The sequence below is a fragment of the Pseudomonas sp. NPDC089407 genome, assembly GCF_044900445.1.
In the GTDB taxonomy this organism is placed as follows: Bacteria; Pseudomonadota; Gammaproteobacteria; order Pseudomonadales; family Pseudomonadaceae; genus Aquipseudomonas.
Window position 1 is genome coordinate 42318 of record NZ_JBJDNB010000028.1, and the last position, 20886, is coordinate 63203.

Here is a 20886-nt window from a genome sequence, read left to right on the forward strand (position 1 = left end):
ATCACTTGGAGGGCGTGGGGGAAATGTCTTACAGGTGGAGGGAGTGTTGGTATCGGGGGCAGGGCGGGGGATTGGGTGAGGGCTGACAGGGGTTTGTCATCACATTTTCAGCGCCTGTGAAATCGAGCGCCGCCCGCGCGGCGCTTCGCGGGGCAAGTCGGATCGCCGCACCGCCGCTCCCACAGTTTGTTTCGGGCCAATCACTCCTGTGAAGTCATCGCTGGCCGCCTTGTTTTTTCCATTCGATATCGGCAGCGCCGCTGCTCTCAACAAACTCCAGCCATGCACCTGGGTGCGCGCGAAGGCACAGGATTAATTGGCCCGAAACAGATGTGGGAGCGGCCTTGTGCCGCGAAGCGCCGCGCGGGCGGCGCTCGTTCTCACAGGCAACCAACCTCTAAAGGCTAGCACCTGTCAGCCCTTGCCGCTCACGGTCGGGCGGCAAGGCGCACCAGCAGCGGCAAGGCCAGGCCCCAGACCGGCAGCAATAGCAGCCCTGTCTGCAGTTGGCCCAAGGGCAGGGTAACTTCCGCCAGCCGGGCGCCCCCCAGGTAGGCCAGCGGGCCGGATAACGCCCCCAGCGCGGCCCCCAGCCAGAACGGTTGGCCAGCCCAGGCGAGGCTGTGGCGCAAGCCGCAGGCCAGTACCAGCCACAGCAGTGCAAGCCACAACGGCAGGGGCCAGGCGGTAAAGTCGAATACGCCGATGGCCCCCAGCAGGCTGTCCAGCAGCCAGCCGGCCAGCGCCACCCGGCACAGCGCGCGGGCTTCTGCCCGAGGGGACGAACACAGGTACAGGTGCGCGGCGAGGCCGACCGGCACCAGCCATAGCAATAACGGCCGCTGGGCGCCGAGCACGCAAAGCCACCAGCCGGCTTGTAGCCACAGCGCGTTGAGCAGCCGCCACGGGCCAGGGCGCATCAGGCCGCCGGCAACGGTGCACGCCGGGCTTGGGGAGCGGCCCACATGAGCTGGGCCACGCCAATGGCGCGCTCCTCGAAGCCTCCTTGGCAGTAACACAGGTAGAACTCCCACAGCCGCTGGAACGTATCGTCATAACCCAAGTCAGCCAGCACAGGCCGTGCCTGGCGCAGGTTGTCGCGCCAGTGGCCCAGGGTGCGTGCGTAATCCACCCCGAAGTCTTCCAGGTGCACCAGGTTCAGCGCGGTATGGCGGCTGGCGACCTCAAGCATCACGCTAAGAGAGGGCAGCGCGCCGCCAGGGAAAATATAGCGCTGGATGAAATCCACCGAGCGGCGCGCCTGGGCGTAGCGCTGGTCGCGGATGGTGATCGCCTGCAGCAGCATCAGCCCGTCGGGCTTGAGCAGTGTGGCACATTGTCGAAAGTAGTCCGGCAGGTACTGATGGCCCACCGCTTCGATCATTTCGATCGACACCAGCTTGTCATAGCACCCGCGCAGGTCGCGATAATCGTCGCGCAGCACCGTCACCCGCTGCTCCAGCCCCAAGGCCTTTACCCGTTGCCAGGTGTGGCTGTACTGCGCTTCGGACAGCGTGGTGGTGGTGACTCGGCAACCATAATGGGTGGCTGCATGAATGGCCAGGCTGCCCCAGCCGCAGCCGATCTCCAGCAAGTGGTCGTCGGGGCTCAGTTCGAGCTTCTGGCAGATACGCGTAAGCTTGTGCAACTGCGCGTGCTCCAGCGCTTGCCCAGGGTGCTCGAACTGGGCAGCCGAATACATCATGGTGGGGTCGAGCAACTGCTCGAACAGGGTGTTGCCCAAGTCGTAATGGGCCAGGATATTGCGCCGGGCGCCGCGCCGGCTGTTGCGGTTGAGCCGGTGCAGCAGGCGCAGGGCCGGGCGCCCGAGCCGCGCCAGGCCGCCTTCGAGGGCATCGAGCACCTCGAGGTTGGCAACGAACAGGCGGGTCACCAGGGCCAGGTCCGGGCTGCGCCAGTAACCGTGGATGTAGGCCTCGCCGGCGCCGATCGAGCCATTGCCGGCAATCAGCCCCCACGCCGCGTCATCAAGCACCTCCACCTCGGCCTGCAGCGGGCTGGCGGCATCGCCAAAGCTCCATTGCTGCCCATGGCTAAGCAGGCGCAGGTGGCCATGGCGCAACTTGCCCAGCTGGGCCAGCACGGCGCCGCGTGCCAGCGCACCGAGCCATGGCGCCAGGCCGGCGAATTTGCTAACGCTCAGGGTCGGGTTGGACATGTTCGGGTTCCTCGCAGGGTTGGCCAAGGGCCAGGTCGCCCTGGCCTTTGCAGTGGTCGTGGATGGGGGTTCGCTTCAGCAGCAGACGCAGGGCTTGCCAATAGATAGCCACGACCGTGCGCAGGCTCATCCACGGGAAGGCCAGGATGTAGCCATGCAACCCGCGGCGATCGAGCGGCTGGCGACGCAGGGCCAGGTCGGCCTCGAACACTTTCTGCCTGCCCTGCCAGTTCTGCATGTGGATGCGCAGGTGTGTCGCCTCAACGTTGAACCTCAGGCGGTAGTCCATGTTGATAGGCATGAAGGGCGAAACATGGAAGGCCTTGGCCATGCGTAACGGCGACGTCGGGTCACCCTGCACCGGCAGCACATAGTGGAAGCGCTCGCGCCAGGGCGTGTTGCGTACTTCCAGCAGGATCGCCACCAGTTGCCCGTTGGCATCGTGGCAAAAGTAGAAGCTCACCGGGTTGAACGACAGGCCCCAGCAGCGCAACTGCGTCAGCAGGCGCACCGGCCCGTCGGGGCTGTGGCCTGTGGCCCGGGCGACGAGGGTCCTTGCGGCCTGGGCCAAGGGCATGCCTTGGCCGGTCAGGGCTGGCAGGTAGTCGGTCTCTCGCCAGCACAGCGGCGCCAGGCGCCAGCGCCCCAGCCAGCGAGACAAGCCCAGCCACTGGCCTTGCTCATCCAGATCCAGTTCGAACATGCCCACCTGGTAGCGAAACGCGTGAGGCCGCGGCGTCAGCCGCCGATGGCTGAGCCAGCCCAGGCACAGGGCGCTTTTCACAGTTGCTCACCAAAGTGGCTGGCGACCTGTAGGGCGCTGACCACACCGTCTTCATGGAAGCCATTGCCCCAGTAGGCACCGCAGAAATAGCTGTGAGCGTGACCCTGCAGCTGGGGCTGTTGCAGTTGCGCCGCAGCGCCAGCCACGCTGTATTGGGGGTGAGCGTAGCGAAAGCGTGCAAGGATCTGCGACGGGTCGATCAGGGCGGTCTGGTTCAAGCTGACGCAAAACGTTGCCGGCGCTTGCAGGCCCTGCAGGATATTCATGTTGTAGGTGACCGCTGCCGGCGCCTGGGCGCTGGCGTCAAGGCGGTAGTTCCAACTGGCCCAGGCGCGCTTGCGACGTGGTAGCAGGCGGGTATCGGTGTGCAGCACCACGTCGTTGTCGGCGTAGCCAATTGCGCCGAGCACTGCCTGCTCGCGCGGGCTGGGGGCTGCGAGCAAGGCCAGCGCCTGGTCGCTGTGGCAGGCGAACACCACCTTGTCGAAGCGCTCGTTGCCGGCGTTGCTGAGCACACTCACGCCCGCTTCATCACGGTCCACCCGTTGCACTTTGCAGCCCAGGCGGATGTTTTTGGCGAATGGCCGGCAAAGCGGCTCGACGTAGCTGCGCGAACCGCCTTCCACTACCCGCCACTGGGGGCGATCGTTGACCGACAGCAGGCCATGGTTGCGGCAGAACGTGACGAAGAATCGCAGCGGAAAGGCGAGCATGTCGCGACGTGACATCGACCAGATCGCCGAGCCCATCGGCACGATGTAATGGGCGACGAAGCGCTGCCCGTAACCCTGGCGTTCGAGGTAGCTGCCCAGCGTGGTGTCCGGGTCGATACGTTGTGCCGCAAGGTCGCCGAGGGCCTGGCGGTTGAAGCGCATGATGTCACCGAGCATACCCCAGAACCTGGGCGACAGCAGGTTGCGCCGTTGGGCAAACAGCGTATTCAGGCTGTGCCCGTTGTATTCCAGGCCGCTGAGTGGGTCGTGCACCGAGAAGCTCATTTCGGTCGGCCGCGAGGCTACCCCTAGCTGGCCCAGCAGGCGAATGAAGTTGGGGTAGGTCCAGTCATTGAACACGATGAAGCCAGTGTCGATGGCGTACGCCTGGCCACGCCAGTTCACATCGACCGTGTGGGTGTGGCCGCCGACCCACTGCTCGGCTTCGAACACCGTCACGGTGTGCTGCCGTGACAGCAGGTGGGCACAAGTCAGGCCGGCGATGCCGCTGCCGATAATGGCGATACGCATGGAGATCAGTCCTGTTCGTGGCGTGCCAGGCGTTTTCCCAGGGCCAGGCGCAAGCGCACCGGCAAGGCCCCGAGAAGGCGCAAGGCGAAGATGAAAAGGCCGGGGAAGTTTATTTCCAGCGGGCGCCCGGGCAGGCGCCTGGCGATGTAGGCGGCGGCACGCTGGGCCGTCCACAGTTGCGGCATGGGGAAATCGTTGCGGCGGGTCAGGGGTGTGTCGACGAAGCCGGGGCTGACCAGGGTGGTGGCGATGCCCTCGCGGTCCAGGTCGATGCGCAGCGACTCGACCAGGTAGCGCACTGCCGCCTTGGACGCGCCATACGCACCAGCACGGGGCAAGGCCAGCCAGCTCACTGAACTGCCCACCACCACCAGATGTGCTTGCCGGCCGCGGCGCAGCAGGGGCAGGGCGGCTGCCAGGCAGTAGCCCAGGGCGATAACATTGGTGCGCAGCACCCGTTCGACCAAGGCCGGATCAAAGCGGCCGGGTTCCAGGTACTCACAGGTACCGGCATTAAGAATCACCAGGTCCACCGCGCCCCACGCCTGCTCGATGTGCGCCGCGATCCGGGCCACCTGTGCCGGGTCGTCGAGGTCACCAACGGCCAGCAGCGCCTGCCCGGCATAGCGCTCGGTCAGTGGCAGCAGGCGCTCGGCGTTGCGCCCACCCAGGGCAACCTGGTGGCCCTGTTCGAGCAGGCATTGTGCCAAGGCAGCGCCGATGCCGCTGCTGGCACCGGTCAGCCAGCAGCGGCTCACGCCAGGCGGCCTTTGAGCCAGCGAATGGCGCCGCCCATGAGCGGGATGTGCTCATAAAGCAACGCACCGGCGTCGAAGTAGTCCTGGTGCCGGTACACCCGGTCACGCCATTGCAGGTGGCTGCAGCCTTGCAGGTCGATCTGCCGGCCCGCCGCCAGGCGTGGGTGGCGGAACTGCAAGGTCCAGCGCAGGTAGCCCTGGCCCGGTTGCACTTCGTCGGCGCCGCTGAACGTGTAGTGGATATCCTGCACATTGGCGTACAACTGGGCGAAGTAGGCCTGCAGGGCTGGCAGCCCGTGAATCTGGTGCAAAGGATCGCGGAAGACGATGTCGTCGCTGTACAGGTTTCGCAAGCCGTCGAGGTGGTCCGCCTCAAGGCGCGCGAAGCGCTCGGCGAATTGCTGCAGAAAGGCTGACATTGAGGGCTCCTGGCAGACTTGTACAAGCTGGGCTTGTTGTACAGATATACCAGAATCCTAGGCTCAAAATTGTACAAGCACAATAATCTTGTACAGTTTTAATTCAGCCTCGATGTTTCGCCAGTTGCTCACGCAAGCGCGCCACTTCCGCTTCCAGTTCAAGTACCCGGGCCTCGGCTTCGACCTGCGCGGTGACATCGTGCTGGATGCCGATGTAATAGGTGAGCTCGTCAGCCTCGTTGTACACCGGGGTGATCGATAACTGGTTCCAGAACGGGCTGCCGTCCTTGCGGTAGTTGCGCAGCACCTGGCGGCAAGGCTGGCCCTGGCGGATCGCCTCGCGAATGGCGGCCACGCCCGGTTGAGCATGGTCAGTGCCCTGAAGAAAGCGGCAGTCGCGGTAAAGAATGTCGTCATCACTGTAGCCGGTCAGGCGCTCAAAGGCGGGGTTGGCGTAGATGAGGATGCTGTCGCTGCCCTCCTGCTCGGCGACGACGATGCCGTCATTGGAGTGCTCGACCATCAGTTGCAGCAGTTTTGCATTGATCATGTGGGCCCACCCGGAAGGTTGCAGTCGGTGATGTGCCGGCGTGTAACCCTGTGCGAAGGGCATTGTCCGGCTTAGCTGCATGATGACCCAGCGAGGCTCGCCGCAGAAGGGGTGTATGGGTTTAGAATGGGCCACTTCTCGGATGATCCATGCAATGACTGAGCCTACCCCACCCGATCTGCTTCCCATGCGCGACGTTGTCAGCCTGACTGGCATCAATCCGGTCACCCTGCGTGCCTGGGAGCGGCGCCACGGCTTGATCCGCCCGCACCGTACCGAAGGTGGCCACCGCCTGTACACCGCCGCGGACGTGCAACTTATCCGCGACATCCTGGGCTGGACGACCAACGGCCTGCCGATCAGCAAGGTTGGCGAAATGCTCGCCAGTCAGCATGAAGTGCCTGCGCAGCAGGGCGATGCCTTGGCGCAGTGGCGCGCGGCAGTGCTGCGCGCCACGCGCGCCTTTGACATGCCGGCGCTGGAGGGCCTACACGGGCAGCTGCTCACGGTGTTACCCAAGGCCACCGTGTGGCGCGAGGTATTGATGCCGGTATGGCGCAGCCTGCAGGGTACAACCGCGTTTGGCGCGCACAGCCAGTGGTTGTTCCTGGACAGTTTTCTGCGCGCCCGCTTGCTGTTGCGCCTGCAGATGAACCAGCCCGACGTCCCGCGGGTACTGCTTGCCGGCGTCGACGGCGTGGCGGAACTGGAATTGCTGGCAATCGGCCTGGCGCTCTGTAGCGACCGGCACCGCATCGATGTGCTCGGCGTCGGGCAGCCGCTGGACGAACTGGCGCTGTTGTGCGCCGCGATTCAGCCCGCGGCGTTGGTGATTGCGCTGCAGCTACCGGTGAAACCGCAACTGCTGAAAACCCTGCGCGCACTGCAGATGGAAGTCGCCTGCCCGTTGGCCGTGACAGGTGAGGGCCTGGTTGATACCCCGGCGGAGCTGCGGGGCGTGCCGATCCGGTTGTTGCGGTTGCAGGATGGCGATGTGGCAGGCGTGCTTGATGGGTTGATCAGCGGTGCAGTGGAAATTTGAAACCAGTCAGGTAAGCGGTAAAGGCTGACAGGTGCTTGCCTTGGGATTTGGTTGCCTGTCAGATCGAGCGCCGCCCGCGCGGCGCTTCGCGGCACAAGGCCGCTCCCACATTTGTTTCGGGCCAATTACTCCTGTGAGATAACCTCTGGCCGCCCTGTATGTTCCCTTCGACACCTGCAGTGACGCTGCTCATCATCAGTTTCCAGCCATGCACCCAGGGTGCGAGTGCGCAGATGGCAGGAGTAACTGGCCCGAAACAAATGTGGGAGCGGCCTTGTGCCGCGAAGCGCCGCGCGGGCGGCGCTCGATCTACCAGGCTCCCACATTTGTTTCGGGCCAATTACTCCTGTGAGATAACCTCTGGCCGCCCTGTATGTTCCCTTCGACACCGGCAGTGACGCTGCTCATCATCAGTTTCCAGCCATGCACCCAGGGTGCGAGTGCGCAGATGGCAGGAGTAACTGGCCCGAAACAGATGTGGGAGCGGCCTTGTGCCGCGAAGCGCCGCGCGGGCGGCGCTCGATCTACCAGGCGCTGCATAAGGCACGGAGAACACCTTGCCATTTTCCGCCCTGACGGCGCCGTCAGGCACGTAGCATGAATATGGCCAGGCCAGCCAGCGCGCAGGCAAACAACACCGGGATGACGCCTTTCCTGAAGCGGAACAAAGCAATTGCAGCTGCCACTGCGATCAGTGCCCCAGGCCAGTCGAACGCCCCGCTGAAGCCCGTTGGCCAAAGCACGTGGTAGCCGAAGAAGACGGCGAGGTTGAGGATCACCCCGACCACTGCGGCGGTGATGGCAGTCAGTGGCGCAGTGAACTTCATCTCGTTGTGGGTCGTCTCCACCAGCGGCCCACCGGCAAGGATGAAGATGAACGAAGGCAAGAAGGTGAACCAGGTGACGAGGCTTGCCGCGACTGCGCCGGCAAGAAATGGGTGTTGCGCACCGAACATCGGATGTACATAGCCGCCGACGAAGCTGACGAACGCTACCACCATGATCAATGGCCCTGGCGTGGTCTCCCCCAAGGCGAGGCCATCGATCATCTGGGCTGGCGTCAGCCACCCGTAATGCCCGACAGCGCCCTGGTAGACATACGGCAGCACAGCGTATGCACCGCCAAACGTCATCAGTGCGGCCTTGGTGAAGAACCAGCCCATCTGCGTCAGCGTTCCATCCCAGCCAAACGAAACCGTCAGCAACCCCATGGGCAAGGCCCAGAGCCCGGCCGCGATCAGCAGCAGGCGTAGTAGATGCCACCCACTGAAGCGCGCATGCGCAGGGGGAGGGGTGTCGTCATCGATCAGTGCAGGGCCGTAGCTGTTCTTTGCCGCGCCGTGAGCGCCGCCGATCGTAAACGTGCCCGGGGCGACCCGCCCGCCCACGTAGCCGATACCAGCGGCCACCAGCACGATCAGCGGAAACGGCGCGTTGAGGGCGAAGATGGCAACGAATGAAGCGCCGGCGAGGGCCCACAGCCAGCCGTTCTTCAGGGCCCGTGAGCCAATGCGATGGGCAGCGTGGACAACGATGGCCGTGACCGCCGGCTTGATGCCGTAAAAGATCCCCGCGACGACCGGTACCGCGCCAAAGGCCAGATAGACCCAGGACAGACCGATCAGGATGAACAGCGATGGCAGCACAAACAAGGCGCCGGCAATCACGCCGCCCCAGGAGCGGTGCATCAGCCAGCCGATGTAGGTGGCAAGCTGCTGAGCCTCGGGACCAGGCAGCAACATGCAGTAGTTGAGTGCGTGCAGAAACCGTTTTTCGCTGATCCAGCGCCGACGCTCAACCAGTTCCTGGTGCATGATCGAAATCTGCCCGGCGGGTCCGCCAAAGCTGATGAAGCCTAATTTCAGCCAGAACAGGAAGGCCTCGTACAAGCCAATGGGTTGCAGGGTAACTGGCGCTGACGAATGCCCGTTCACTTTGGGGTACGTATCAACCATTCTTTTTCTCCGCGTTCATACCCACAATGCCAGCAGGGCTGCCGCCAGTGCCGGTGGCATTACCCGCATGCCGAGGCAAAGGAAGCGCCATGCACTGACATGTTCACCCTCCCGGCGAATCGCCACCAGCCACAACAGGGTAGCCAGCGACCCGGTAATCGACAGGTTCGGCCCTAAATCGACGCCGATCAGCAATGCCGCGGTCGTCTGCTGCGGCAGCGCCACCAGCGAACCCATGGAGCCGGCAATCAGCCCGGTCGGCAGATTGTTCATCAAGTTGCTGGCGATCGCCACGCCCACGCCGCCCACCCAGCTGGCGCTGATCGGCGCCTGTGCCGACAGGGCGGCCAGCGCCTGGGCGAGACGCATGAGCACGCCGGTCTGGCCGACGGCTTCGACCAGTATGAACAAACCGCCTACCAGAGGCAGCACGCCCCAGGCCACATGGCGCAGCACCCGCATTGGGCTGCGTCGCTGGCGCAGGTGGATCAATGCGGTGGTCGCTACGCCGGCACAGAACGTCGGCAGGCCCAGCGCCCGGTCCATGGCCGAAGCGCCCAGCAGCAAGCCAGCGGTTAAAACGATGCCCACAGCGCACAGGCGGGCGCCGGCGCTCAGTGGCCGGCTGTCTACGCTCAGCGCAAGCGGCTGGCAGATCTGCCGGCGCTGGGTCAGGCGCAGCACCAGGTAGGTCAAGCCGATTGCCGCCAGCGAGGGTAGGCTGAACTGCCTCAGCCAATCCAGCAGGGGCGGCATATGGCTGCCGAACACCACCAGGTTGGCCGGGTTGGATATGGGCAGCACGAAGCTGGCGGCATTGGCGATGAAGGCGCAGATGAACAGGTAGGGCAACGGCTCGGCCCTGGCGGCCTTGCAGGCGGCATACACCGCCGGCGTCAGCACCACGGCGGTGGCATCGTTGGAGAGGAATACCGTGACCAGCGTGCCCACCAGGAACACCAGGTCAAACAGCCGTTGCCCCGAGCCCCGGGCATGCTGGACCGCATAGCGTGCCAGCCAGTCGAACAACCCTTCCTGGCGGGCGAGTTCAGCCAGCACCATCATGCCGATCAGAAACAGGTAGACGTCGCTGCCTTCGGCGACTGCGGCCAATGCGCTGCGTGGCGTTATCTGGCCAAGGCAGACGAGCAGCAACGCGCCTGCCATTGCCCAGACGTATTCCGGTACCCGCCACGGCCGCAGGATGACGCCGCAGGTGGCCAGGGCGGCTACCGCCCAGATGATCGATGCGCTTTCGCTAACAGGCATGAGACGGTCAGTTTCCGACAGGGGTATGCAGTGGTGATAGTGATGCCGTGCTGTTGCCCAGCGTACGCCCTGGCAGAAGCAAGGCATACCGTTCAACGGTTGGGCCACTTCTCCAGCAGGATCGATACGAATTTTTCCGCCGCTGGCGACAGCGAGGCCCCTCGGCGGTAGACCAGGCCCAAGGTGCGGGTGACCTGGGGTTCGATCAGCGGCACGCTGACCAGCGTCGGGTGGTCGGCGTTGGGCATGGCCAGGCTGGGCATGGCCGACACGCCCAGCCCGGCCTCGACCATGCCCAGCGAAGTCGACAGGTGCTGAACCTCATAGAACCACTTGGGCCGCAGGTTGAGGCCGGACAAGGCATGGTCCAGCAGCATGCGGTTGCCGCTCAGGCGGCCCACGCCGATCAGCCGGTAGTCGGTCAGTTCTGTCCAGGTGACCGTGTCACGCTTGGCCAGCTTGTGGTCGCGGCGACAGGCCAGCACGAAATGCTCCTGGACCAGGGAAACGAACTCGATGTCCGGGTGCTGGCCACTCATCATGTTGATACCGAAATCGGCTTCACCGCGCAGCACGGCTTCGAGGCCATCGTTGGCGCTGAGGTCAAGCAGGCGAATACGGATTTTCGGGTATTGCTCGTTGTAGTCGCGAATCACCGACGGCAGGAAATAGAACGCTGCAGTCGGGATGCACGCGAGCGTGACTTGACCGGTCTGCCGCTCGGCCAGCTCGCGAATGCTCAGGATCGAGTCCTCGAAGTCATCCAGCAGGCGCCTGGCCTTGGGCAGGAAATCACGCCCGACACTGGTCAGGCTGACACGACGCGTGGTGCGCTCCAGCAGGGAAGTGCCCAACCCTTCTTCAAGCTTCTTGATCCGCCGGCTGAGGGCGGGTTGCGACAAGTGCAGCGCTTCTGCAGCTTCGTGGAAGCTGCCAAGTTCGGCGATTTTCACGAAAGATCGAATGTCTTGTAGCTCGTATTCCATCTTGGAGTGCCCTTTGGCCTGGGGATTTTATTGATGCTTATAGTGGAATAATACCTACGATATTTGCATTGGATTGATTTATTCGGCCCTGTCAATCTTGTGTCCACAACATCAATGATGTCCATTGATCAACAAGAGTGCGAAAACATGCAACGAATTCCTTGCGTACTCATGCGCGGTGGTACCTCCAAAGGGCCCTTTTTCCATGCATGGGATTTGCCTGCCAATGTGGTCGAACGCGACGAATTGCTGATCAACCTGATGGGTTCCGGGCATGAACTGGAAATCGACGGTATTGGTGGCGGTAGCCCGCAGACCAGCAAGGTAGCGATTGTCAGCCCTTCGCTGCATGCCGACGCCGATGTCGACTACCTGTTCGTCCAGGTCATGGTTGCCCAGCGCCGGGTCGACACCGCGCCTAACTGCGGCAACATGCTGTGCGCGGTTGGCCCGTTCGCCATCGAGCAAGGGCTGGTCAAAGGCCAGGAAGGCAAGACTCTGGTGCGTATTCGCAACCTCAACACCGGAACGTTCGTCAACTCGCTGGTTGAAACGCCCGGTGGCATCGTGCGTTATGAAGGCCGTACGGCGATTGATGGTGTACCGGGCACTGCCGCCCCGGTGCACCTGACCTTCCTCGATGCAGTTGGCAGCAAGACCGGCAAACTGTTCCCGACTGGCCAGGCCAGGGATGTGATTGACGGTGTAGCGGTCACCTGTATCGACATGGCCATGCCAATGATGGTGGTCGAAGCCAGCCAGCTCGGCGTCAGTGGCTCGCAGACCCCGGCCGAACTCGACGCCAACGGTGCACTGCTCAAGCGCCTCGAGGCGTTACGCCTGAAGGCCGGCAAGGCCATGGGGCTGGGTGATGTCAGCGGTATGGTCATTCCCAAACCGGTGCTGGTATCCAAGCCCCGCTACGACGGCACCTTGCAGGTTCGCTACTTCATGCCGCACACCTGTCACCGCGCCTTGGCCATCACCGGCGCGATAGGGCTGGCGACTGCCTGCGTCAGCCCGGATACGGTCATCGCTGAGCTGCTGGGCGAGGGCGCCGCGCAATTGACCGAGGTGCGCCTGGAGCACCCAAGCGGCGGTATCGATGTTGCCCTGTCGCGCAGCGGTGCCGATGGCAAGACCCTCCAGGCCTCGGTGGTGCGAACCGCCCGACGGCTGTTCTCCGGCTTCGTCTATGCCCCTACATTCCGCAGGTTGGCGGGATAGGCCAGGCATAGAGAGAGCTTTATATTCGCAACAAGCGCATCCGCACAATTTCAACAATGGGTGATGCCTCATGAGACTCGCCAAATCGCTGTACTTCCAGATCCTCTGCGCCGTCCTGCTGGGCGTGGTGGTCGGCCACTTCTGGGCGCAACAGGCCGTTGCGCTCAAGCCGCTGGGTGACGCGTTCATCAAGCTGATCAAGATGATGATCGCCCCGGTGGTGTTCTGCACCATCGTCACCGGCATCGCTGGCATGACCGACAAGCGCTCACTGGGGCGCTTGATGAGCAAGACCCTGCTGCTGTTCCTGGTGCTGACCGTCGTCAGCCTGATGATCGGCCTGGCGGCGGTGTATCTGTTCCGTCCGGGGGTTGGCATGAACATCGACCCGGCCACCCTCAGCACCGCCGGGCTAAGCCAGTACGCGGCATCTGCAGCGAAGCTCAGCGTGGTCGATTTCTTCATGCACATCATCCCCGACACCTTCATCGGTGCGTTCAACAAGGGGGAAGTGCTGCCGGTGCTGTTCATCGCGGTGCTCAGCGGTTTTGCCCTGTCGTCGATGGGCGAGAAGGGCAAGCCGGTACTCGATGTACTCGAGTCGGCCTCGACCATGGTGTTTCGCATCTTCGGCTACCTGATGCGCTTCGCGCCGGTCGGCGCCTTCGGTGCGCTGGCGTTCACCGTTGGGCAGTACGGCGTGACGTCGCTTGGCGCGTTGGCCAAGCTGGTCGGCACGTTGTACATCGCCTGTGCGTTCTTCGTGCTGGTGGTGCTCGGCGGCATCTGCCGTGCCCATGGCTTCAGCTTGTGGAAACTGCTGCGTTATTTCCGCGAGGAGTTCCTGGTGGTGCTCGGCACATCGTCCACCGAGCCTGTGCTGCCACGCATGCTGGAAAAACTGGAGAAGCTGGGCTGCAAGAAAGGTGTGGTGGGGTTGGTGCTGCCCACCGGTTATTCCTTCAACCTCGACGGTACGGCCATCTACCTGTCGCTGGCGGCGGTGTTCATTGCGCAAGCTTGCAACATCGACCTGACCCTCGGCCAGACAGTGACCATGCTGGCGATCATGCTGCTGTCGTCCAAAGGTGCTGCAGGTGTGACCGGCAGTGGCTTCGTGGCGTTGGCCTCGACCCTGACCGTGATTCACGACATCCCGTTGGCAGGGCTTGCCTTGCTGATCGGCATCGACCGCTTCATGTCCGAAGCGCGCGCCCTGACCAGCCTGGCCAGCAACGCTGTAGCCACCGTGGTCATCTCGTTGTCGGAGAATGCCTGTGATCGGGAGACCTTGCTGGGTCGGCTGAACGGCACTCCGGTCGCAGCAGACGAGGCTGACGCAGTGCGGGTCGACTGGTCTGCCGAGCCTCGGCATCACGGCTAAAAGCCTCTTCCACCACGCGTTGCTGTCATAAAATTCCACTCGACATCCCGGCGGTGTCGAGTGGGGTAGGGGGCTGTCTGCCTTGCTGGCGGCCGCAACAGAATAAAAACAAGAGAAAAAACCATGCTCGCACTCCTGGGCTTGATCATGGTGGTGACCTTCACCTACCTGATCATGAGTAAACGCCTGTCGCCAATTGTTGCACTCACCGTAGTCCCCATTGTCTTCGCCGTGATCGGCGGCTTTGCCCCCGAACTGGGCAAGATGATGCTCGATGGCCTGAAAATGGTGGCGCCTTCAGCGGCCCTGTTGCTGTTCGCCATCCTGTTCTTCGGCCTGATGATCGATGCCGGTCTGTTCGACCCGCTGATTCGCAAGATTCTCAAACGCGTCAATGGCGACCCGATCAAGATCGCCATCGGCACTGCGCTGTTGTCGTTGCTGGTGGCGCTGGACGGTGACGGCACCACCACCTACATGATTACCTGCGCGGCCATGCTGCCGTTGTACAAGCGCATTGGCATGAACCCGATGATCCTGGCCACGGTATCGATGTTGTCGCTGAGCATCATGAGCGGCATGAGCCCTTGGGGCGGACCGGCTACCCGGGCCATTGCCGCGCTAGGACTGGATGCCACCGAGTACTTCATCCCGATGCTGCCGACCGTGATCGGTGGCGCAGCCTGGGTGGTATTCACCGCCTACCTGCTGGGCCGCGCCGAGCGCCGACGCATCGGCAACATCGCCCTGGAGTCTGGCGGCGGCAATTGCTACATCAAGGAAATCCTTGGCGACAACCCACACAAGCGCCCGCGGCTGGCCTATGTCAACCTGGTCTTGGTGGTTGCCGTCATGACTGCGCTGGTGCTGGGGCTGATGCATGCCGCCATCCTGTTCATGACCGGTTTTGTCGCCGCGCTGATGATCAACTACCCGCAACTGGACCTGCAGAAGGAGCGCATTCTCGCCCATTCCGGCAATGCCATGACCGTGGTACTGCTGGTATTTGCCGCTGGCATCTTCGCCGGGATCTTCTCGGGCACCAAGATGGTCGACGCCCTGGCGCAGACCCTGGTCGACTGGATTCCCGAGGCGTGGAGCCACTGGTTCCCGCTGGTGGTGGCGCTGACCAGCATGCCGCTGACCTTCGTGCTGTCCAACGACGCCTACTACTTTGGCGTGGTGCCGATCCTGGCCAACGCCGCGGCCGCCTACGGCATCGACCCGGTTGAAATCGCCCGCGCTTCGGTGCTGGGGCAGCCCGTGCACTTGATGAGCCCGCTGGTAGCCTCGACCTTGCTGCTGGTGGGTATGGTCGACCGCGACATCGGCGACTTCCAGAAAGCCACGGTGAAATGGGCGGTGCTGACATCGCTGGTGATCACTGCGCTGGCCCTGGCCACGGGTGCCTTGTCCTTCTTCGTCTGATCAGCCCTGGGGCGTCAACTGGCGCCCACCTCATCCAATAACAACAACTGAGTACCGATCATGTCCCGAGTTGTATTCCGTGGGGCCACCTGTGGCCTGCTCTGCGGCTGGCTGCCTGTGGCCGGCGCCGCCGGTTTCATCGACGATGGCAAGCTCAAACTGCAACTGCGCAACGTCTACTTCAACGAAAACTTTCGCGATGAACAGGGTATGAGCCCACGCGCTGCCGCTACTGCCAAGAGCGAGCGGGTGGAATGGGCGCAGGGTTTCCTGCTCGACTACCAGTCAGGCTTTACGCAAGGCGCGCTGGGGCTTGGGCTCGATGCGTCGGGGCTGGTCGGCGTGCGGCTCGATTCGGGCCGTGGCCGCAGCGGTACTGGCCTGCTGCCGGTGCACGACGATGGCCGTGCTGCGGACGAGTTCGCCAGTGCCGGGGTGACGGCCAAGGCGCGACTGGGGCAGACCGTGGTCAAGCATGGCACCCTGCTGCCGAAGACCCCGGTGCTGGTCTACAACGACGCGCGCCTGTTGCCGCAAACCTACCAGGGTACACAACTGACCAGCACTGACATAGCCAACCTGACCTTGACTGCCGGCCACCTGGAGCGCTTCAAGCAGCGTGACGCTTCTGACAGCACTGGCCTGTACCTGGACGGCTACAGCGGTGGCCAGTCTGGCGATTTCAATTTTGCCGGCGCCGACTATGCGCTCAGCAAGCCACTGCGCCTGAGCTATTTCCACGGCCAACTCGAACACTTCTATCGCCAGCATTATGTCGGCTTGGTACACGACCTGCCATTGGCCGGCGGTGTGCTTACTACCGACCTGCGCTACTTCAACAGCCGCGACAGCGGCGCTGCCCAAGGGGGCGAGATCGACAACGACATGTTCAGCGGGCAACTGTCGTACAGTCGCTCGGGGCACACGGTCGGCGGCGGCTACCAAGTGCTCGACGGCAAGGCCGGGTTGCCCTACATCAGCGGCGCCACGGTGTATTCGTTCAGCAACGTGGGTATCGGCAAGTTCATCGAGGAGGAAGAGAAAACCTGGATGGCAAGCTACGCCTACAACTTTGCCGCCGCGGGTGTCCCCGGGCTCACGTTCATGGCGCGCTACTTGAGCGGCGATAACGGCCGCTCTGCTGACGCAGGGCTCAGCGAGTGGGAGCGCGACATGGAACTTGCCTACGTGGTGCAATCCGGATGGGCCAAGGGCCTGGGGGTGAAGCTGCGCAACTACGTGTACCGCGCTGACTTTTCCCGAGGTCGCGACAGCAACCGAATCTACATGACCTACGATATTGCGCTGTGGTAATGCGCAAGCAGCGTTAACGGGCCAGTTGGACGCTTCCGGGCGGGGTGACGACTTGCAGGCGATTGCGCGCCGTAATCAGTTGGCCACAGGGCGGGGCGCAGGTGCAGGGTTATTGGCCAGATAACCGATGACATAACGCACGGTCCTTGCCAACGCCTGTTCCATGTCGGGATGAGTGAACTGATACTTGCGTTCCAGTTGCTCGGCGATACGCATGTCGAAGCGTTGTGTCTGAATGAAGTTCAATGACTCCGGGCTGATCGACAACCGCGCTGCCAGGCCCGGGATCGCCAATATCCACTTCAGCACATTTATCGGTACATGGCGGCGTGGCGCCCTGACCGCCAGGGTGGTTGCGATCTGCGCCAGCATGCCCTGCAAATTTGGCGTGTGTGGGTAGAGCGCCAGCACCTGCTGGTTTGCCATCGAAGGGTCGAACGCCACGCAGGTGATCATCTTCACCAGGTAGTCGACGCTGACCAAAGGCAACCAGTGCCTGGCGGAGCCCGGAATGGCCTTGAAACGGCCCAGAGCAAGATCGCGAATGAGTACTGCCAGCGGTTGCCCTGCGAGGATGTGCCCGCTTTCACTCTGACCGCATACCGTAGCAGGGTGAACGATGGAGTACGCAGCGCCCGCATCCTGCATATGGCGGATGACCGCAAAATGCGCTTCCAGCTTGCTGCCTTCGTAACCGCCTACGCGGCCATAGACAGCAGGCCAGTCGGTGTTTTCAGGGCGCTTGGTATCAACCCCGATGCGCGCCAGGTGGTCAAGGTTTTGCAGCATGAAACCGCCCACCATCAGCAGGCGAATGCCGTACCCCGCCGCCAGGCTGGCAACCCTCAGCGCCCCTTGCACATTGACGGCGCGGGCGCGTTCCGTGGTCAGCCCCCAGGTGAATTGCGCCGCCAGATGGAACACCACGGCGGCGGCCGAGATGCAGTGCCGGTCGGCTTCGCCGAGCCCAAGCCCCTCCTGGCTGATATCGCCAGCTACCGCGTGGACGAACTCGGCGCGACCGCCCAATCGGGCTACCTGCTCGCGCAGGCGCCCGATTTGTTCAGGCTGGCGCATGAGCACCCGGGCGGTGTACCCGGTTGCAGTAAGGTGCGCCAGTAAATGTTGCCCGACGAAGCCACTGCCACCCGTAACGAAGCATTCCACGCGCATATCCGGTCCCTTGTCTGGATGTTGGGCGCAGGTTAGGGTGTAGAGCCCACTCTACAGTCAAGGACTTTCTGCCGTGAACATTGGTGCCTTGGAGCGGCGCAGTGGCATTGGCCGCCATACATTGCGCTATTACGAACAACTCGGTCTTATCGTCGCCCAGCGCCAAGCCAACAACTACCGCAGCTACAGCGAGCAGACCGTTCACGATCTGGCCTTTATCCAGGGTGCGCAGAGCGGCGGGTTCACCCTTGCCGAGATTGGCGAAATGCTTGCCGCCAAAAGGGGCAATACCATCGATTGCGCGCAAGGCGCGATCATGGTCACCCGCAAGATGGCCGAAATCCAGGCGAAGATCAGTACGCTGCAAGCCGCTTATGCGCTGCTCGATGCCGAGCGGGCCAAGCTGGTAGCCAGTGCCATCGCCACCGGGCTGACGCTGCCTGAAGGCCTTGCCACGGGCGGCTGAATGCGGGCATTGATAAGGGTGTTTATCTGCAACTATTTCTCATTTGCACTCGGTGCCTTCTTTTCAGCGCCTCGCGCGCTTCCTGGGTGCCCTGTGCGATTCGATCCCGCCAAGGCAAACACCCGTCAGCCCTTGTCGCCTAACTGACTGGCATTAACCGGGGAGGAGCTTTGTGGCGCATCCGTTGTTACAAATGCCCTGTGATAACGTCCTGAACCCTTGCTACGTTTACCACTCATAGGCTTGTCATCATTCCTTCATGCCACCTGCATAGCTTGAAGGCGACACCTACGAAGACAAATGAGAAAGAGGACGCAGGGCATGGACGAATACCAGGAAGAACTACTCGAAACCCAGGCTTACGAACTGGACACCCCGGAACCGGCCGACGACGCTACCGAGCTTTAACCCACCCGCCGCTGGCTGCGGCGGAACTCCCCCGGCGTCAGGCCCGTCCAGCGCTTGAATGCGCGCTGGAAGGCCTCAGCCGAAGCAAACCCCAACAGGTAGGCAATTTCGCCAAACGCCAGCGCCGTATCGCGGATGTAGGTCTCGGCCAGGTCGCGCCGTGTTTCATTGAGCAGGTCGCGAAAGCGCGTGCCTTCCTCGGCCAGTTTGCGGCGCAAGGTCCAGGTGGGCAGTTGCAGGTGCAGTGCCACTTCTTCCAGGTCCGGTTCCCGGCCGCCATTGAGCAGCGGGCCCAGCAGGTGGGTGATGCGCTCACCCAGGCTGCGCACCCGTGTACGTTGCAGCATCTCGGTTTCGCACAGCTGCAACAGGTGCTGCCAGGTGCTCGGGCAATGCCTGGGGTTGGCCAATTGCAAGGTGGCGCGGCTCAGGCGTAGCTGGTTACCTTCGGCGGCGAACTGCACCGGCGTGTTGCACAGCGGCTGGTACTGCGCAGCGTAGGCGGGTGCGGCAAATTCGATGTCCAGGCGCTCGGCCTGCACGGGGACGCCGGCAAGGTCGGCCAACTGGGCCAGCCAGCCGGCCAGCAGTGAATCCACTACAAAGCGGTTGAAGGCGTTGTAGGGACTGATTGAATAGAACCGCAACCAGGCACCCTGGGCATCTTCATGAAAGCTGGAGTGGCCACGGTAGTTAGCCGCATACAGTGGCTCGAAACGCAGCAACGTGCGCGCTGCCTCGCCCAGGGTGGGGGCCTGCGCCGCAGTGACCCCGGCCAGGCCGGCATGTGCCAGGCGACTCAGGCGGCCCATGTGCAGGCCCAGCGCCGGCTCACCGCTCAGTTCGATGGCGGCGTTGCCCAGGTGCATGTAGCGGGGGATCGACAGGCGCGCGCCCGCCTCACTCCGGCGGGGCGCATCCAGGCCATAGCGGCATAGCAACGGTTCGGGGTCGTGTCCCCGTTCACGCAGGGCGTCGATCAGTGGCTGGACAAAACCAACCGACAGGTCGCCCAGGCGCACGCGAGGGCGGGTCATGGGCCTACAGCCACAGGTTCAGCAGGCGGGCACCAGGGCTGGGCGTGCCGACTAGCAACTCGCCGGCCTGATGGGCAAAGCCCTGGCCGTCACTGCCCTGTTCCCAAAATTGCCCGCGCACGAACACGCTCATGCTGCTGACACCGGCCCCGGCCGCAGCGGTCAAACGTTGCCAGGCCGTCTGTTCACTGACCTCGCCACGCTGCAAGGCCAGCCCGGCGCTGGCGTGCTGATGGCGGTTGCCGCGCCACGGCGCTTGCCAACTGCCCTTGCCGCTGAGGAACACCGGGTTGGCGATCAACTGTACCGACTGCTGCGCCAGTTGCTGGTGGTTTTCCGGGTACCAGCTGTCACTGCCCACCAGCACCCCCAGGCGCCCGGCTGGGGTTTGCACCACCTGCAGCGGGTACTGGCGGCCGTCGTGGACATAACGGCGCATTTCGCTGTCGGGGTACTGCTGGCGCTGCGGCTGGCCCAATAGCGTGCCGTCACCGGCAAACACCACGCTGCTGTTGAACAGCGGGCCACGGCCGGCATGCAGCACGCCTTGTTTCACATACGGGGCGGGCAGCACGATCGAACCGGCCACCAGGGTGACGCCAAATTCCTTGGCCAGGCCACCGAACAGCTGCTGGTAGTCTGCTGCCATCTGCTCGGCCTTCATGCGCAGGTGCGCATCGGCACGCCGGTCGTCGCTGTCGGCACCGAGCATGGCCAGGCCGTAACGCAGCGGGTTGCTCAGCTCCAGCCATTGCTGGGCCTCGCGGCTCTGGGTGACCTGGTACAGCTCGTTCTTTTCGCCGCGCGCCCACAGCCAGGTGCCGATGTGTTCCGGCAGCACCACCACCGTGCGCGGGCTCACCAGCCCTTGGGCACGGGCCTGTTCCAGGTAGGCGGCAAGCTTGCGGTGCAGGCGTTGCAGGTTCTGGTAGTCGCCCGGGTACAGCAGCGGCTCGACGCCGAGCAGGTTGCCGTGCTCGCCGGGCACACCATGGTTCAGTGCCAGTTCGATACGCAGGTCGGACAGGTAGTGGCCTTCCGGACGTTGCTGGGTCCAGAAGCCGTAGCCGCAAAGGGCGGCAATCATCACCAGCGCCAAGGCGCTTGCCAGGAGTTTTCGCATGAGGCAGGACAGCGCCTTGGGTAACGAGGGTTCCCTAGGGTAGTCCCGCTGTTTGTCAGGATCAATAACTTGTCAGTTTCGATCATTGAGCCGATTCAAACGGCTGTTTAATGTCGCAGGCAGACAAATGACGGAGCCCG

At 63.3% G+C, this 20886-nt stretch carries 19 protein-coding genes; 6 read left to right on the plus strand and 13 right to left on the minus strand.

Annotated elements, in window-relative coordinates; translation table 11 throughout:
- Positions 1–428: 428 nt before the first annotated feature.
- From ACI2KG_RS20590 to ACI2KG_RS20620, 7 genes are all read right to left on the minus strand, one after another.
- A complete protein-coding gene (locus ACI2KG_RS20590; protein WP_404663077.1) occupies positions 429–920 on the minus strand; it encodes a DUF2878 domain-containing protein in 492 nt (163 codons plus the stop codon).
- Positions 920–2179, minus strand: a complete 1260-nt coding sequence (locus tag ACI2KG_RS20595) for a class I SAM-dependent methyltransferase (RefSeq protein ID WP_404663078.1) — start codon at positions 2177–2179, stop codon at positions 920–922. Before ACI2KG_RS20595 ends, ACI2KG_RS20590 begins: the two co-directional genes overlap by 1 nt.
- Positions 2154–2963: a DUF1365 domain-containing protein gene (locus ACI2KG_RS20600; RefSeq protein WP_404663079.1), complete on the minus strand. Its 810-nt coding sequence runs from the start codon at positions 2961–2963 to the stop codon at positions 2154–2156. Before ACI2KG_RS20600 ends, ACI2KG_RS20595 begins: the two co-directional genes overlap by 26 nt.
- Positions 2960–4207, minus strand: a complete 1248-nt coding sequence (locus tag ACI2KG_RS20605; protein WP_404663080.1) for an NAD(P)/FAD-dependent oxidoreductase — start codon at positions 4205–4207, stop codon at positions 2960–2962. The genes ACI2KG_RS20600 and ACI2KG_RS20605 overlap by 4 nt, the downstream gene beginning before the upstream one ends.
- A gap of 5 nt (positions 4208–4212) precedes the next feature.
- Positions 4213–4965: an SDR family NAD(P)-dependent oxidoreductase gene (locus ACI2KG_RS20610; protein ID WP_404663081.1), complete on the minus strand. Its 753-nt coding sequence runs from the start codon at positions 4963–4965 to the stop codon at positions 4213–4215.
- Complete coding sequence (locus ACI2KG_RS20615) at positions 4962–5384, minus strand: nuclear transport factor 2 family protein (RefSeq protein WP_404663082.1); 423 nt, start codon at positions 5382–5384, stop codon at positions 4962–4964. Before ACI2KG_RS20615 ends, ACI2KG_RS20610 begins: the two co-directional genes overlap by 4 nt.
- A 103-nt stretch (positions 5385–5487) precedes the next feature.
- Positions 5488–5934 (minus strand): PAS domain-containing protein, encoded by a 447-nt coding sequence (locus tag ACI2KG_RS20620; protein ID WP_404663083.1) that lies wholly within the window; start codon positions 5932–5934, stop codon positions 5488–5490.
- 154 nt (positions 5935–6088) lie between these two features.
- Here ACI2KG_RS20620 and ACI2KG_RS20625 point away from each other — a divergent pair, with 154 nt between their 5' ends.
- Entirely contained in the window at positions 6089–6976 is an 888-nt protein-coding gene (locus ACI2KG_RS20625; protein ID WP_404663084.1) for a MerR family transcriptional regulator, read from the plus strand.
- 584 nt (positions 6977–7560) lie between these two features.
- Here the strand turns inward: ACI2KG_RS20625 and chrA are convergent.
- The 3 genes from chrA to ACI2KG_RS20640 form a co-directional block, all read right to left on the minus strand.
- Positions 7561–8931: a chromate efflux transporter gene (gene chrA / locus ACI2KG_RS20630; protein WP_404663085.1), complete on the minus strand. Its 1371-nt coding sequence runs from the start codon at positions 8929–8931 to the stop codon at positions 7561–7563.
- Positions 8932–8946: 15 nt separating this feature from the next.
- Positions 8947–10200: an arsenic transporter gene (locus ACI2KG_RS20635; protein ID WP_400617678.1), complete on the minus strand. Its 1254-nt coding sequence runs from the start codon at positions 10198–10200 to the stop codon at positions 8947–8949.
- Between the two features lie 92 nt (positions 10201–10292).
- The gene (locus ACI2KG_RS20640; RefSeq protein ID WP_400617676.1) at positions 10293–11186 is read right to left on the minus strand and encodes a LysR family transcriptional regulator; all 894 of its coding nucleotides are present in this window, start codon (positions 11184–11186) and stop codon (positions 10293–10295) included.
- 147 nt (positions 11187–11333) lie between these two features.
- Between ACI2KG_RS20640 and ACI2KG_RS20645 the strand changes: the two genes are divergently transcribed.
- From ACI2KG_RS20645 to ACI2KG_RS20660, 4 genes are all read left to right on the plus strand, one after another.
- The gene (locus tag ACI2KG_RS20645) at positions 11334–12413 is read left to right on the plus strand and encodes a 4-oxalomesaconate tautomerase (protein ID WP_404663086.1); all 1080 of its coding nucleotides are present in this window, start codon (positions 11334–11336) and stop codon (positions 12411–12413) included.
- A 70-nt stretch (positions 12414–12483) separates the two neighbouring features.
- On the plus strand, positions 12484–13797 hold the full coding sequence (dctA, locus tag ACI2KG_RS20650; protein WP_400617672.1) for a C4-dicarboxylate transporter DctA: 1314 nt from the start codon (positions 12484–12486) through the stop codon (positions 13795–13797).
- Positions 13798–13920: 123 nt separating this feature from the next.
- Positions 13921–15225 (plus strand): CitMHS family transporter, encoded by a 1305-nt coding sequence (locus ACI2KG_RS20655; protein ID WP_404663087.1) that lies wholly within the window; start codon positions 13921–13923, stop codon positions 15223–15225.
- 60 nt (positions 15226–15285) lie between these two features.
- Positions 15286–16539, plus strand: a complete 1254-nt coding sequence (locus ACI2KG_RS20660; RefSeq protein WP_404663088.1) for an OprD family porin — start codon at positions 15286–15288, stop codon at positions 16537–16539.
- Positions 16540–16614: 75 nt separating this feature from the next.
- Here ACI2KG_RS20660 and ACI2KG_RS20665 read toward each other — a convergent pair whose 3' ends face one another.
- Positions 16615–17712, minus strand: a complete 1098-nt coding sequence (locus tag ACI2KG_RS20665; protein WP_404663089.1) for an SDR family oxidoreductase — start codon at positions 17710–17712, stop codon at positions 16615–16617.
- Positions 17713–17785: 73 nt separating this feature from the next.
- Between ACI2KG_RS20665 and ACI2KG_RS20670 the strand changes: the two genes are divergently transcribed.
- On the plus strand, positions 17786–18178 hold the full coding sequence (locus tag ACI2KG_RS20670; protein WP_400617662.1) for a MerR family transcriptional regulator: 393 nt from the start codon (positions 17786–17788) through the stop codon (positions 18176–18178).
- Between the two features lie 404 nt (positions 18179–18582).
- Here ACI2KG_RS20670 and ACI2KG_RS20675 read toward each other — a convergent pair whose 3' ends face one another.
- A complete protein-coding gene (locus ACI2KG_RS20675) occupies positions 18583–19623 on the minus strand; it encodes an AraC family transcriptional regulator (RefSeq protein ID WP_404663090.1) in 1041 nt (346 codons plus the stop codon).
- A gap of 4 nt (positions 19624–19627) precedes the next feature.
- Complete coding sequence (locus tag ACI2KG_RS20680) at positions 19628–20746, minus strand: nitrilase-related carbon-nitrogen hydrolase (RefSeq protein WP_404663091.1); 1119 nt, start codon at positions 20744–20746, stop codon at positions 19628–19630.
- Positions 20747–20886 lie beyond the last annotated feature (140 nt).

Bases quoted from the DNA above. Each gene is read 5' to 3' on its own strand.
- ACI2KG_RS20590 (WP_404663077.1), bottom strand. From the start codon at position 920: ATGCGCCCTGGCCCGTGGCGGCTGCTCAACGCGCTGTGGCTACAAGCC.
- ACI2KG_RS20595 (WP_404663078.1), bottom strand. From the start codon at position 2,179: ATGTCCAACCCGACCCTGAGCGTTAGCAAATTCGCCGGCCTGGCGCCA.
- ACI2KG_RS20605 (WP_404663080.1), bottom strand. From the start codon at position 4,207: ATGCGTATCGCCATTATCGGCAGCGGCATCGCCGGCCTGACTTGTGCC.
- ACI2KG_RS20615 (WP_404663082.1), bottom strand. From the start codon at position 5,384: ATGTCAGCCTTTCTGCAGCAATTCGCCGAGCGCTTCGCGCGCCTTGAG.
- ACI2KG_RS20620 (WP_404663083.1), bottom strand. From the start codon at position 5,934: ATGATCAATGCAAAACTGCTGCAACTGATGGTCGAGCACTCCAATGAC.
- ACI2KG_RS20625 (WP_404663084.1), top strand. From the start codon at position 6,089: ATGACTGAGCCTACCCCACCCGATCTGCTTCCCATGCGCGACGTTGTC.
- chrA (WP_404663085.1), bottom strand. From the start codon at position 8,931: ATGGTTGATACGTACCCCAAAGTGAACGGGCATTCGTCAGCGCCAGTT.
- ACI2KG_RS20635 (WP_400617678.1), bottom strand. From the start codon at position 10,200: ATGCCTGTTAGCGAAAGCGCATCGATCATCTGGGCGGTAGCCGCCCTG.
- ACI2KG_RS20640 (WP_400617676.1), bottom strand. From the start codon at position 11,186: ATGGAATACGAGCTACAAGACATTCGATCTTTCGTGAAAATCGCCGAA.
- ACI2KG_RS20645 (WP_404663086.1), top strand. From the start codon at position 11,334: ATGCAACGAATTCCTTGCGTACTCATGCGCGGTGGTACCTCCAAAGGG.
- dctA (WP_400617672.1), top strand. From the start codon at position 12,484: ATGAGACTCGCCAAATCGCTGTACTTCCAGATCCTCTGCGCCGTCCTG.
- ACI2KG_RS20655 (WP_404663087.1), top strand. From the start codon at position 13,921: ATGCTCGCACTCCTGGGCTTGATCATGGTGGTGACCTTCACCTACCTG.
- ACI2KG_RS20660 (WP_404663088.1), top strand. From the start codon at position 15,286: ATGTCCCGAGTTGTATTCCGTGGGGCCACCTGTGGCCTGCTCTGCGGC.
- ACI2KG_RS20665 (WP_404663089.1), bottom strand. From the start codon at position 17,712: ATGCGCGTGGAATGCTTCGTTACGGGTGGCAGTGGCTTCGTCGGGCAA.
- ACI2KG_RS20675 (WP_404663090.1), bottom strand. From the start codon at position 19,623: ATGACCCGCCCTCGCGTGCGCCTGGGCGACCTGTCGGTTGGTTTTGTC.
- ACI2KG_RS20680 (WP_404663091.1), bottom strand. From the start codon at position 20,746: ATGCGAAAACTCCTGGCAAGCGCCTTGGCGCTGGTGATGATTGCCGCC.